General features: G+C 35.0%; 5 protein-coding genes. 1 reads left to right on the top strand and 4 read right to left on the bottom strand.

Translation table 11 applies throughout. From position 1 onward, the window contains the following. The 3 genes from GQ47_RS13650 to GQ47_RS13640 form a co-directional block, all read right to left on the bottom strand. On the bottom strand, positions 1–2370 hold the full coding sequence (locus GQ47_RS13650) for an ATP-dependent nuclease (protein ID WP_051951530.1): 2370 nt from the start codon (positions 2368–2370) through the stop codon (positions 1–3). Between the two features lie 106 nt (positions 2371–2476). Then, positions 2477–7126 carry a DUF3320 domain-containing protein gene (locus tag GQ47_RS13645; protein ID WP_035649300.1) on the bottom strand — a complete coding sequence of 1550 codons (4650 nt, stop codon included), beginning with the start codon at positions 7124–7126 and terminating at the stop codon, positions 2477–2479. An 82-nt stretch (positions 7127–7208) separates the two neighbouring features. Further along, positions 7209–8084: a hypothetical protein gene (locus GQ47_RS13640; RefSeq protein WP_035649298.1), complete on the bottom strand. Its 876-nt coding sequence runs from the start codon at positions 8082–8084 to the stop codon at positions 7209–7211. Between the two features lie 551 nt (positions 8085–8635). Here GQ47_RS13640 and GQ47_RS13635 point away from each other — a divergent pair. Further along, on the top strand, positions 8636–13882 hold the full coding sequence (locus tag GQ47_RS13635; protein WP_035649296.1) for an ATP-binding protein: 5247 nt from the start codon (positions 8636–8638) through the stop codon (positions 13880–13882). Positions 13883–13976: 94 nt separating this feature from the next. Here GQ47_RS13635 and GQ47_RS13630 read toward each other — a convergent pair whose 3' ends face one another. Then, entirely contained in the window at positions 13977–15086 is a 1110-nt protein-coding gene (locus GQ47_RS13630) for a restriction endonuclease (protein ID WP_051951528.1), read from the bottom strand. Positions 15087–15088 lie beyond the last annotated feature (2 nt).

Below are 15088 nucleotides of genomic sequence, written 5' to 3'. Positions count from 1 at the left end.
TTATTCGGCTGGTACTGGTTTAGGTTCAACAACTAATTCTGCTGGTGGCGGACTTAGAGGAGCAGGTGGTGGTAATTTTACAATGCTCCTTTGAAGCCACTTCAAGCCTGTATCAATATATTCTGGAACGTTCCAATCAGCTAAATTTTCCATCATAAGAGCAAGAGCAAAATCTGTTTTATTAAAATCGCTAATATTTATTCTTTCAAATAAACGTTCTCTTACTTCAGTTAAGGTTCTATTATTCGCATTCGTGATGACGCGAAGGCGAAGTTTTTTTCTCAAAATATTTTGAGTCCAGGCAAGATTTTCTAATGCGAAACTTTCTTCAATTGTTCTTCCCGCACATTCTGCTGTTTCACCTTCCCAAGTTACAGATTGTTGCGATTGATAGCAAACATGGACTAAAGCGTTTCCTTTTTCGTCTGCTAATTGGGTTCTTTTTTGTTCATTTGCAGCAAACAATTCTGAAACTAATTGTAATTTAGGTAACCATTTTATTAATGTTTGATTAGAAGTTATACATGCTTCTATCTGTGAAGGACATTTTCCACGTAAAGGCTTTTCTGCAACTTCTTCACCTACCGGTTCATCTTCATCTTCGTTTTCCTCTTCGTAATCAAAGTCATCATCATCATCATCATCATTTGGGGCAGCAATAACTTCTTTAACAACTACTGGTTCATCTCCTGCAACTTCAGGATCGATAACAGCTTTTTCAGCGGCTTTCTGTTCAGCCCCAGCGGGATGAATTTCAGCTAAAGGTGATGATACTGGATAAATACTGTCTATATCAGTTATGATTAATGTTGTTAATCCAAGAAAGTTTATTAGAGATTTAAATATATGTGCAAATGCTCCACCCACTTCGATGACACTTATATAGCAAGTATTCAAATCTGGTGCTGATTTTTGAATCATTAATGGAAGTAATAAACGTTCTACATTTCCTTCAACCAAAATTGCGGCATCAGCGAAAAATAAATCGCAATGAGTTAATTTCATGTATTGTTGTAAAAAATCTCGTGTTTTAGGTTTAGAATTATCGTAGAAAGTAGACAAATTCAAAATTTTAGTAGTTTGATGAGTATTTGCTGTTTCCCTTCTAAAATATCTTATGGGCTCAAATCCACTTTCATAAATAATATGTGGCGAATGTGTTGTAATAATTAATTGGCTAACAAAAGCGTTAGTTTCTTCAGATGACATTATAACTTTCTGTATTTGCTTTATGAAGACCTGTTGAAGTTGAGCGTGTAAATGCACTTCCGGTTCTTCAATAATTATCAAATGTAAAGGAGCGCGATTTTCTTTATCATCCATCCACCTTGCATGAAAATCTAAAATCTCAATAACCATGAAAATTAAATTTTTAAATCCTAACCCATTGTATTGGTCAGGCAATGCTAATGAATCTGGTTCATCAGAAAGTGAATAATGTAGCTTTGTTTGAGCAGCAATATTTTCTGAATTAAGAGCCGCTTTAATGAGTAGTTTTGGGTCTTGAAATCCCGGATATCCAGCTAAATTATTTAAACTTTGTAACGTAGGTTCAAATACTTCAGAAAGATGTGCTGTAAGTTCCTTCTCAGAATTATCTAATGCGCGTAGAGCTTCAAAATTATCTTCTTTTTGTCTTAGATTACGCTCATAGAATTTATTGATTCTTTTCGAGAGATCTTCAGATCTTCCAAGTGTGTAATCGGATAAATGCCTCTGTGCATTTAGCACATCAACTTTGATAATAGACTTTAAAATTTTACCACCGTTTCTATCAGTCTCATTTCCTAATTCAAGAGGTGTATATCCTGCGACCTGATTTAGTTGAGCGTCAAATTGAGTATGGTCTAGAACGAAGTACTTAATTCCGAATTCTTCATTTATATTTCGCAATAAATAATCGGTTAGAGATTTTGGCCAAGGATGGTAGTTTTCGTCACTTTTTGCCACAGCAGTAGCTTTAGCTGCACGATAATTAGATATCAAAATTACTACGTCTTTAACGCAAAATTCTATACGTGCGCCTATGGGAGTTTCTTCCCAGTCTAAACTCGGTAGCAAATCTAATACCCGATGCAAATCGGTAGCACTAACGTCAAACCACAAATCCAGCGTGATTTTAGGAATATCATCTATGGCAGGTTCGTCAGCTGAATTTCCAATCGCATCAAATATTGCCCAGCAGTCACTGCTAAAATCATGAATAGTAAATTTACTTTTTGTATCTCCTAAAAAGCGATATAGAAGGTGGGTAGCAGAAGTTTTTCCACTATTATTTGCCCCAACAAAAATTGACTTTTCTAGGTTTAAATCAATATTGCAATTTTTTAAACGTCTAAAATTTTGAACAGTAATAGATTTTAAGTGCATATTTTTTTTCTTTACATTGTGAAAACCGTTTATTTAAATAAACGATTTGTGTTTTAATATTCAACTTTTTAACGTTTTTTTTTGGTTAAACCTTTTTGATTATAACTCAATCTTTAATTATTTTTAAAAACTCACCATCTTTTTTTACAATTTCAGATTTGACTGTTTTTTTGATGGATTGTAAAATATGGTTTCTCATGTCTTCTGTAACTCTTGCAAAACCAAAAAGTTTTGCAATTAAGATAACAGCATTGTCTGGCTGAATAGCGATGGAACTTTCAACAACTTTAATGATTGCTAAGTTCATCTCTTCATCAGAAATAAGATTTAATTTTTTTGAATTTGGAGTAAGTAAACTTCTATCTCTTATTACTGGTAAATGATCTTCAAAATGCCAAAGAAAGTCATCCTTCTCTTTGATTAATCCAGCTCTTACAGCATAATTTACTGCATCTGTAATAGATGCTCTGACACGACTTCCAATTTTTGAAATGCCATTTGCATCTGCAATTCGACGCGCCATTTCTTCAAAATGAACAGGACTTTCTACTTTGACGACATCATGTATCCATGCTCCAAGTTTTCCAAGGGAATAAGTATGAATTTCTTGATGGCAAACCTCAATAGGAAGAGAAGCTTTTATATAGTGGGGGATTGAATTATCAATTTCTTCAGGTTCTTCTCGAACAAGATTTTTTAAATCTTCCATTAATTCTTCTTCAAGTGCATCATTATGTTCAACTTGATTTTTAGCATTTTCAATAGTTTCTATTAAAAGTCTTAGTTCTCTTTGGGGATTGCGGAACCAATCAGTGCTCCATACATTAAATAATTTCCAGCCCATGCCTTCAAGGACTATAGTTCTTAATCTATCTCGATCCCGAGCTGATTTTGCAGTTTCATAAGACTTTCCGTCGCAGCATATTCCAAGAATATATCTTCCAGGATTATCGTTATCCACTATAGCCAAGTCAATATAAAATCCTGCAGAGCCGACTTTTTCTCTCACGATATAACCATTATCGCGAAGACTTTGAGTAATAATTTCCTCAAATGGCTGGGGTTTAGTTATTATTTCTTCCTTGTCGCTTTCAAACTTCCCATGCTGTGCATAATAAAGAAAACTTTTTAATGCTCGAATACCAAATTTTGCATTTGGTCCAGGATTCATATCACTGGCTGTAATATTTGTGAATACTTCACATCTGCTTTTTGCCCTTGTAATTAAAACATTTAGTCTTCGTTCACCACCTTCATTATTTAGAGGTCCAAAACTCATAGGTACTTTACCGTCTTCAGTTCTTCCATAACCAATACTAATAAAAATGACATCTCGTTCATCTCCTTGAACATTTTCAAGATTTTTGATAAAAAGAGGTTCAGTAGGGTGGCTCCTAAAGAAACTTTCAACTTCAGGATTTTTTCTTCTTTTTACTTCAAGTGTATTTTGAATAGCCTGCATTTGCGCAGTGCTAAAAGCAACAACGCCGAGACTCAGCTTCGGATTATTTATAGCATGGTTAATAATAGCATCAGCAACTTTTTCAGCTTCTTTAGGGTTGGTACGTGTTTTACCTTTGTCATAATAAGTATCTGGCAGGTGATTAAATGCTAAACCCATTTTGCTTTTAGATCCGGGACTTGGAAAAATTATTAATTTATTTTCGTAAAACTCCTGGTTTGACAAGTTAATTAAGGATTCATGTCTACTGCGATAATGCCAGCGCAGCATGCGTTGAGGAGCACCTTGAGCATCACACATTCCAAGGATGCTCTGCATATCAGCAGTTACGTTTTCTTCATCTTCAGTATCGGTATTTAGTTTGTCAAAAAAACTTGTTGGAGGCATTTGCTTTGTATCACCCACAACAACTATTTGCCTTCCACGTAAAATAGCCCCCAAAGCATCAACAGGACGTACTTGGCTGGCTTCATCAAAAATAACCAGATCGAAATCAATACTATTTGGAGGGAGAAAATTTGCAATTGACATTGGACTCATCATTATAACAGGTTTAATTGCTTGAATTGCCAGTCCTGCTTCCTGCATAAGTTTCCTAATCGGCATATGTCTGGCTTTGCGGTTGAATTCGCTTTTAAGTACATTAATTTGTCCGCCGCCTTCCTGTTTTGGTAAACTTTCCCAATGTTTAAGAGCAACTTTGGCGCGATTATAGAACTGATTAAGTACATCAAGTCGTTTAAATTTTTCGATGACTTCTTCATGACTTGATCTTTCAAATTTTCGAAGTTCTACACTATTAGTCATTGCCTGCTCAATCAAATGTTCGTACCAAGTTTTTTGTACAGCTGTTTTTAAATGCAAAACAGCGTCGGGCCAGTTATAAACTGCTCTAATCAAATAATCGGCTCCATTTCTTTCAATCTCTTCTTTCATTACGTTCCAAGATACTGCCTGATGTATCTCAGGTAGATTTTCGAACCAATTTTTTATTAAGCTTTGCTGTTTTGCTAAACTTGTATTTAGTATTTGATTATCTTTTAAATCCAGTTTTCCTAAAAGTGACTTTAATGAAATATTTTGTTTTTTTAAAGCATTCTCCAAATTAATTAAAAAGTCACCCGCAACAGAAGACTCCTGATTTTTGCTAAGAAAGGATAGAAACGTGTTTGATATTATGTCATCCTGAATAAGAAGGTGTACCTCTTGTAAATATTGAACTGCTTTTTTAACAGTTTTCCAATCTGTTCGTTTCTTTTGATATCTGATATCAAATAATTTTTGCGCTAAAGGTTCTAAAGATAGAAGAGAGGCTGTAAGACGCTTTCCTTCCATTAAAGCATTAACATACTCTAATTTTGTGTTTAAATCTGAAGGTACCGGAATTGTGAGAAGTGTCGACAATTTTTTTACACTATTTTTATAATCTCCTATTAAAAATTTATACCACTTACTGCCATGTACAATTAAATTTTGCCTGATTTCAAGTAGATCATAATCCCAAGCTTCTGGAATAACTAAATTGTCATATTGTGTATGCAGTTCTTCTAGTCGAATTCCAGTTTCTAATAATTCGGCAATATCAGCTTCATTATTGAGCCAAGCAGAATCGGTTATATTCATGGATGTGAGACCTGGATTCTCAGATGCAGTTTTTATAGTTTTTAATAATAGCTTAACATCATCTATTTCTGTGGACGGATTAATTTCAACATAATTTGAAATGGAAGTAATAAGAGTTATTACCTCATTTGTATCTTTAATTACAATTTCTAATAATTCTTTTGAGGTTTCCTCATCTATTGGGAGAAAAATTTTTATATCAGTTCCATAAAATAGCAAGTTCTCAGGTTGTCCAATTTTTTCTAGTCTTACCTGTATTTTTTCAGCCAGCTGTTCAACCTCTTTAATCTTTATAGAATCCCATACGCTAATATTTTCAACCTGTATTTTAGGAAATTTATAATCTTTATTATGAGTTGTTATTTTTAGTAAATTTCCCATCACTTCTTGTGCTGAGTAACCACTTTTTGAAATTTCAGAATTTACCGAAGTACAATATTGATTAAGTTCGTTTATCATGGGATGAAGAAATCTAATTTCTTCTTCCAAACGAGTCATTGTTGGCCTGCCTAAATCAAGTATTCGTTTTAATTCATTGTGTAATTCTCTTTTGTTTGCTTTGTGGCTATGTAATTCTAAGCACGCTTCTCCTAAGTTGACACTGTCTAATCGTCGTTTTACAACTTCTAATGCGGCCATTTTTTCAGCAACAAAAAGTACTTTTTTTCCATTTCCGACAGCATTTGCTATAAGATTTGTAATTGTTTGTGATTTCCCTGTTCCTGGAGGGCCTTGTATTACCATGTTACGCCCTTCATGTACAGCAAGCATTGCAATAACTTGTGAACTGTCGGCATCTACGACTTGCATAAGCTCGTCAGCATTCGTATCATTGTCAAGATGATGTTCTTCACCAATTGATGGTTGAGGTTCATTAAATCCAGTATCGAATAAAGATTGTAAAATATTATGGTTGAATGGTTTTTTATCTTCTGGCCATTTTTCACTGTCTAAATCATGATAAATCATAAATTTACCAAAAGAAAAGAATCCTAATTCTATGGCATCCTCTTCAACTTTCCAATTTTCAATATGGCTGATCCGTTCTTTTATAATGCTGTAATATGTTTTAAGATCTAGTTCTTCTTCTTCCGGGAGATCAGGAATAGTGATGTTGTAATCTACCATCATTTTTGCCTGCAATGATAGATTTGGTCCAATTTCAGTACCACTGTATCTTAAACGAAAGCGTTCATTTGCACTGGAACGCTCCAGCACTACAGGAAGTAAAATTAATGGTGCTTTTCTTGTTTCTTGACTATTTCCTTTTTCATACCAATTTAGTATGCCTAATGCAAGATATAACATATTGACACCCTGCTCTTCAATGCTTGTTCTAGCAAAATAATAAGTATTTAGTATTTTAGTCTGAAGTTTGGATTCTGTTTCATTGGTCTGTAATCTGGTATCATTATAAGCATCTTGTATTTCCGGTTCGGTAAGTTCCGGAAGTTCAAACACCTCATCATCTTCATCTTTGCCTGGGCGTCCTAAAAAAGTCATAGCTTTATTCTGCCTGACTAAGATATCATATATCGATGAAGATTGTTCTTGTACAATTTGTAAGCCTTTAACTTTGGATATCTTATAGTTAAGTAATGTATTGCGCATTCCTAGATCTAAAAGCTCTTTACGAGATGCTTCCAATTTAGGTAGAATTGATTCAGACATATATTAAGATAATTAAGTTTCCTAAGTTATTAAATAAAACACTACAAAAAGAGAAAGACAATGTTTTAAACTTTTAAAACATTTAGGAAAGGGGAGTACTATTTATTTTTTGACTAATTTGATGTATAGCAACTTTAAGGACCTGCCAAGAAATTTTAGAAGTATGATGATCAGGGTTAAAACGATTTTTTACCTGTTCACTTGGGTGTATATAATTTCGAAAATCCCTAAGAGAATGACTGAATTTTTTCACGTCCTCATTGAGGTATCCAACTTCGCAGGAAACTTCTATTAAATTAGCTAGTGTCCACTCACTAAGATGTTTTACTCTGCCTTCTTTTGTAGGAGCTTTAGAAGCTGTATTGTAATCTCTAGGATGTTTGTTTGCAATGCCGTTTAATAAACCCTCTAAAGTACTACCGCATAAAAATATAACGGAAAGAGGAGCTTCGACACTCAAACATTTTTGGATTTCTGAAAGCCTATGGTTAAGCGTTTCTGTAAGTGAAGTTTCTAAATTCAATGTATCTAATCCTAATTCATCGAATTCTTTTTTTAGAAAATCATCTTCTATTGAATTTGCTTTAGAATTTGTTTCTTCAAAAATTATTTTGTCGGCTTTACCAAAACTTACAGTAGCTCCATCGCGTATTATTTTCCAACTATCAAAAACAAGGAATTTATTAAAATCATCAATCATTTTATCTAGACGGGTAAGGTTTCCAATGAAATTTACTGGGGCAAAAAGTTGAATAATGCATTTATCCAATTCTGGTGTTCCATTAATTTTACTTAGTTTTTCATCAGTGAATTTCCATCTGGATGGAAAACCTTCACCATAAGAATCGTTAAAACCTAAATTATTGAAAAACGTAACCAGTTTTGGACCAGTTCTATATTCGGTTTCCTCATTGATAAGATGTCTTAACTTCTCGAGTGTTTTCTGATGTAAAATCATATTGCTTTATTTAGCTATTTAATTAAATGATTAATTAAGATAATTGCAAAAATTAGAAATTTAAATTTAAAGTTTTTACGGAAAAACGTAATTGTAAAATTTATTTTAAAAATAAAAATTGAATAAAAGTGTTTTTGCAAAATGGATTTTGAATATTTATTAAAACATTAAGCTCAATATTTTCAAAATTAAAGATTAAAGAATATAAAACACTAAGTATAAATACCTTTTTTAGTTAGGGCTCAATCTATAGTAGTGCCCGTATAATGATTCAGTGTAATTACTTTTAGGTAAAACAAAATATGAAGGATATTATTAATTCGGAAATGGAGAGATTGCTAAATGATCCTTCTTTACATTATTTAATTAACTAAGAAGTAAGATTCTTGCTAGTATATTTGATTGGTAAGTACTCTCTACGCTGCTTTATGGTGACATTATTATGTTTATCTTAATATAGGTAGTAAAAAATATTTGCAGGTTTTCTACTTATTCGTATATTTTACTTCTCAATTGGTAATAGTGCAAATTTGAAGTAATACGAAGTTGATATGTCGGATAAAAAAGAGACTAGAATTAGAGAAGTTGCAACTCCTAAGCAGACGGGAGGCGGGGGATTTGTTTTTGAAGATAAGGTTACCGCTTGGTTCTGTACTCATTTTTTGGGAGATATATTACCGATCAATAATGAACTGGGCAAAATTATCAGGATCGATTTTCAGGTAAGGCCTGAAGGGTGGCTTTTTGATGATCTTCTGCTGACACAGAAAAATACTGATGGAGAAATATGCAGAACGGCAGTATCAGTAAAAAGTAATATCCAGTTTAATAATGCAGGACCAAAAGAAGATTTGATATATGATTTGTGGAACCAGTTTGTTGGCGAGCCAAAGAAGGTATTTGATCCATTGAAAGACTATCTCTGCATTGTAAATTCAGTAATACCTTCATCAATTTCCGGGGATTTAATCGATTTGCTTTCTTGTGCAAAGAAAATGGATGCTGAAGTATTTTTTGAGCGCATCACAAATGACAAAGGCGGTTTTTCCATAACAAAGCGGAAACTATTCAAAAGCTTTTGCTGTCCCGCAGAAATAGCTTCAAAATTTAAAATAGAAGATAAAGATACAGTTATCATGTTAAGCAGATTGTTTTTCATGGAGTTTGATTTTGAAAAACCAAATTCTAACAGTGAAAATGCTATTATATCAATGGTACGGAATCTTGTAGCCGAGCCGGATGGAAAAATTGAAATCAAGCTGTACGAATCTCTATGCGGTATAGGAAGTGAATTGGCTCCTGTTTCCGGTTATCTCGATTATAGAAAATTAATAAACCGATTTGCACCTTCATTCTATTTAAAAGGTTTTCCAAATCACAGCGCTGACTGGCAGAAAATTCATTCACTCAGCAGCAGATCCGTGGCATCTATTCCAGATTTGGTAGGAGGGAAAATTAGCCTGCAGAGAACCGATGAATTAAATGCTCTTAAAGAAGCGGTTGACAGTAATCAGGTGCTTTTTGTTGTTGGCAGATCTGGCTATGGCAAATCAGTTCTTATTAAGAAATTAATTGAAAGGGAAACAGATATGCATAATAATTTTATCTGGATTGATGCCCAATGCCTGAATAGTGGCAGCCTGTCTCAATATTTTGGGCTGCAGCACAATTTTACTGAACTTTTAAGCCAGATGCATAAATCGTGTTCGTATCTCGTTATAGATGGAATCGACCGTTTTTTTAAGGAAGAAGATCTAAAAAAGATTTACGAGATTCTTACTCAGGCGATTATTTCTGATTCTGGATGGAAAATAATCTTCACATGCCAGAATGATGATTACAGTGATGTTATCGAGCGGCTTTACAGAATCAATATTCCGGTAAAATCTGAAACTTATCCCGTTGAGCTGAAAATTATGGATTACAGTCTCTCGATCTGCAGAGAAATTTCCGAACTGTCTAATTTGTTTAAGCATGAACATCTGCATGGAATCTTGAATAACCTGAAATATCTTGATCAGCTGGCGTTTAAATTATCTGCTGGCACAGCAATTCCAGATAAAGATTTGCTGGGAGAAACAACGATAATAGACTGGATATGGAAGGACGAATTTGATGGTACCGGGTCTAGATTTATGCAGTATTACGCTGAAAAACAAGCGCAGTTGTTTTCCGCTGCTGTTCCTGTATCAGATTTCAGTATTTCCGAATTGGAACCTCTGGATAGATTAAAAATAAGAAAAAATATTTACGAGCACGACGATAAGTTATATCTGTTTCATGATCTGTTGGGGGATTGGGCAAGATATAAGCTCCTGCGTTCGAAGGATAAAAATATAAAAACGTATCTCAGCTCACTTGAGCTGGGATCGCCTTTATGGCGTAAGGCGGTAAGGCTTTACGGCATATACCTTCTTGAGAAAAATGATGGCGGGAATTCATGGAAAGCCTTAATAAGATCCCTTTCAGAACTTGAACCGCGAGAGAAGATTGTCCAGGATCTGCTGCTTGAATCAATATTTTTTTCATCAGATACTTACAAGTATCTCACCGTGGTTTACGATTGTTTAAAAGAAGAGGATGGCAAGCTTTTTAACCGATTTATTGGACAGTTTTTGATAAAGGCTACAAAGCCAAACCCAAATGTAATGCAGATTGCCAAAGAACAGGGAAAACTTACAGTTGCAGAGGCAGCCTCTTACCATAGAATGCCGGATTTTCTCTACTGGCCGGGGTTAATAGAGTTTTTATTTGAACATAAAAAAGAAGTCATACTTTATTGCAGAAGGAAATTAGCAGTGCTATGCTCAATGTGGCTTGATTACACCGGTTCCGGTTTTCCATACCGTGAAGAAATTTCTGCTGTCGCCTTGGAAAATGCTCTTTGGATGTTTGAGTTCAGTTTAGGAGGAGGGTTTGTTAAAGGTGATGCCGATCAGCTGATTTATAAGGCTTTTATGGCAGGCGTAGCCGAGCATCCGGAACCTGTCATTGAGCTGGCTTTAAAATTATGCAAGAGAATAAAAGTAGAAAGACCGCAAAAAAAACAGCAGGCGCAAAATGAAGAATCTCCGGTAAGATCTCTGCTGGCGGCTGCAAAAATAAGGGATAAGATACAGTGGCCCGACGGACCGTATGAAAATGTTGACAGCGCCTTTGAAAAAGTCTGCCTGAATGAAAATGCATTAGCTCCAATGATTTTGCATTTTCCGGAAAAAGCAATGGAAATTACGCTTGCTTTACTGATTGAAAGACCGACAGAAGTTTCTTTTGATTTTAATTCTTCACATTATAGTTTAGACATAAATGAACCCCATGAATGGTTTCCTCCATTTTACACCAGAGGCCCCTTTATGTCATTTTTAAGGTATCAGCCCTCTACAGGTGTTGCTCTGGTAGTAAAGCTGGTCAATTTTGCTTCTCAGCAGTGGACAAACTCCTATAATCATAAGAAAAGAAGTATCCCGTCTATTAAAGTGAATTATGACGGCCAAGCGAGAAATTATATTGGTGATTATCGCGTTTACTATTGGTTCCGTGATATGACAGGGGCACCTCATCCAATTGTAAGTGCACTGCAGGCTCTTGAAAAATTTCTGATTGATGAGATAGACAAATCTAACGATATTGCCAGTTACGTTGATTTTATTTTAAACCAAGGTTCATCAGCTGCTTTTCTAGGGGTCTTAAATTCATTAGGAAAATATAAACCTGAATTGTATTTAGGTCCTCTTAACCCTCTGCTTGCTGTGGTGGATTTTTACTTTTTGGAAAAAGATCTTGATTTTCTTGGAAATGAAATAGAAAGCCACCAGATGATAGGTTCAGAAAATTTTGATTCAAGGACCATAAAATTAGTTAAGGAATGGCATAGTATGCCCCAAAGAAAAAGATCAATGGGTGGAGTGTGCATAAGTCTTTATCTTGAAAATGAACAGCTAAGGAAGCAGTATGAGACAATTACTAGGGAATGGACTGTTTTACTTGGCACTATAGAAGATGACAGACGCACTTCCGATTATCTTAAACGCCTGATTTCATTTTTTAATTTTAATAATTATGTTAAGCCTGCGGAGGAAGAAAACGATCTTCTTCTTTATAAAGAACCCGAAGCACTCAGTAAAGAACTGCATGTAGCGAGATCGGATGCGGAGCTGGGATTTGATCTGTTTGCTTTTCCATTTAAATGCCTGCAAGCCATCAAAAATGAAACCAGACTGGATACAGGGCAAAGCAAAAGTTTATGGGATACTATTCTCGAAATTTCTGCAATTCCCGACGATTTCCCATATCATTCCTTTGGAGGAAGCCAGCAATGCGTTCTTGCTGGATGCGCATTTCTTTTTTATAATAAAGATGCATGGATAAAACAATACCAGGAAATAGCAGATTGGACAGTTTCTTTTATAGAGAATGCTTTGAAGAATTACGAGCCAGGTCCAAATTCTTTTTATCAGACCGATATGGAGGATTCGTGGTGTGCTTTTGCATCAAGGATTCTGCCTGCTGTCTGGATTGAAGATTTAAATAGCATGCGCCTGCGTGCTCTAATTGCAGAACTGGTCATAAAATGCCCCTATGACACGCTCAGCATATTGTTTTTGGAAACAGCAAAACACCTCTCATGGTCTGAAGGTAATTTTGTCCAGCTGCAGAATCTGGTGATACTGCTGGCGGAGGCAGCGGATAAGAATTACAGAGCTAATTTACCTGATTATGGAATTGGGAAATCTTCGGATAAAAAAAAGAATTTTGATTATAAGAGCTATGTGGAAAAAGTTAGGGATGAATTCATAACTGGAACTGCTGAAAAGAATCTCATTGACTGGTCAAAAATACGGGAGGTAAAATCGAAAAATAGCGGCAGCTGGGATTATAACGGAGAAGATTTTGAAAAAAGACCCGGAATAAATAAGGTAATGCTTCATCATGCATTTGCTTTGGTGCCTAATTTGGACGATCTTCCAGAAGAGGACCGCAAGCATCTATGCCAGCTTTGGAAACAGCTCTTAGAGCAGGTATTATTTGAACGCGGGCCTGTAAAGGAAGTTTTTTCGGATAGAAGCGAATATCCTGATGAATTCGATAGATGGGTTCTTATGAAAATTTCCCGATTGGTTCTGGATGTGGAATTTAGTGACAATCTCAGTGGGGATGAGTTATGGAAGCCACTTTTTGTCTATGGACCGCAGATGGCGGATTGGATAGTTGTATTTATGGAAAACTATTTTATTAGCAATATAGAACGCGAGGATAAAAGAGAAGATTTTTATAAATGCTGGCTGTCAATGGTGGAATTTGCCGGCACATGCAAAACATGGAAGACAGATCGATATTACCACGGGAAGGACTTTCAGCAGGCATTGCTGAGTATTAACAGTACTATGATAAATTGGTGGAGGAACAATAATTATGCTTTTTTTTATGACAGGGCAGTTTTGGAAGTTATTGAATGGGGGCAGAAACACAGATACAATCAGGATGCGGTATATAAAATATCAGTTCTTATGAAGACAAAACCGGGATCAAGGTTTATAAAAGAGGGGCTGGGTATAATAAACGGTTATCTCAATCTCAGAAAGATTGGTGATAAAATAGGTACCAGAAAAGGTTATGTCAGAAGAGAATTTGAACATGAAAACTATATGGCAGGAACTGCCAGTTTTTTATGGGAAAACAGTTCAGGCCAGATTATAGCGGATGACGAAGTACTGAAAGCATTTAAAGAAATTGTAATTTACTTGGTTTCAAAGCAGAATCCTATTGGACTGGAACTGCAGGATCGGATAATGATGTAACATTCATTATGCAGATCAAGCTACTGTCAGATTTCATGTTGATAATTAATTTTTATAATAGTGATTCTGATTCTAAACAGCTTTTGTTGTTTTTTTAAACAATATAGTTTTCAAGTACGGTTTCATTTTTACGATAGAATTCGAGCTTTTCGACTGTATTTCTTTTGATAATTCTAGAATTCAGTTCAATAAACAGGCTTCCGCTGTCATTAAAATCTTCAGAAACCAGCTGCCACTTAATTTCAATTAGCTGAGGTTCTTCGATATTTGGTCTAATGCATATTTGGTCAGTTTTAATCGAATCTGTCTGAACCAGAATGCTTTGTTTGGGTTGAAATATTCCTTCATTAGAGTGATTGTAAAATTTTGTATTGTAGGTATAAGGATTTATGTCATAAACAGATTGTTTCTTATCTACTGTATCGGAAGAAATATCGTCACTTAAAAGCTGGAAATAAAGTTTATAGTTTTTAATCGAGGTGTGTCCATTATTCAATAGTTTGATATCAAAAACACAGGAGCTTTTATTGTAACCTACTGAATTGATGTAATATCTTACAGGCTGCGGTTCAGTATCAATTTCGCGCCTGGTCTGAAAATTTTCTTCTGGTGAATAAGAGATGTCAAAGCTGTATCGGTCAGGGCTTGTTAATTCGTAGCTGATATTGTTTTTAATGAGTTTAGGCTCAAAAGCCAGTTTATCGGAGTCGCAGCCAAAGGAAACTTTGACTGAATAAAGGTTTTTGTAATTAACGCTTTTTACATACCAGTCAAATGTTCTTTTGTTCTCTTCTATTAAATCTGCAATGTCTTCCCAGCAGAAAAGATGAATCTCGAATAAATTAAGTCCTCTGCTTTCTAAATCTTTGATTCTTATATATTCTTCTATTTTTGAGTCTTTATTTGCTGTTGTGGCAAAATAGAATTTCTTCAATGACGGTTTAAAGTTTTTCGCTTTCTCAATTTCTGCATCAATCTCCTTTATGGATAGATTGGCATTGCTGTAATCATCTTTGCCTTTGCATTGAATGCCATAGTAATGTTGCTGATTATTTGGGATGCCGAAAATATCAACACCGTTCTGGTTCTGTCCGTTGCGGCCATTCTTCTTTATTTCATCACATTCCCATATTTCCCCCCAAAGTTTTTTACACAAACTTTCAAAGTCCTGCCAGTTCTCCGGCTTTCTTAGTGTTTTCTTCATTA

Source organism: Flavobacterium sp. ASV13, assembly GCF_000745775.1.
In the GTDB taxonomy this organism is placed as follows: domain Bacteria; phylum Bacteroidota; class Bacteroidia; order Flavobacteriales; family Flavobacteriaceae; genus Flavobacterium.
The sequence above is the reverse complement of the archived record's forward strand: the minus strand, read 5'-3'. Positions and strand labels throughout refer to the sequence as shown.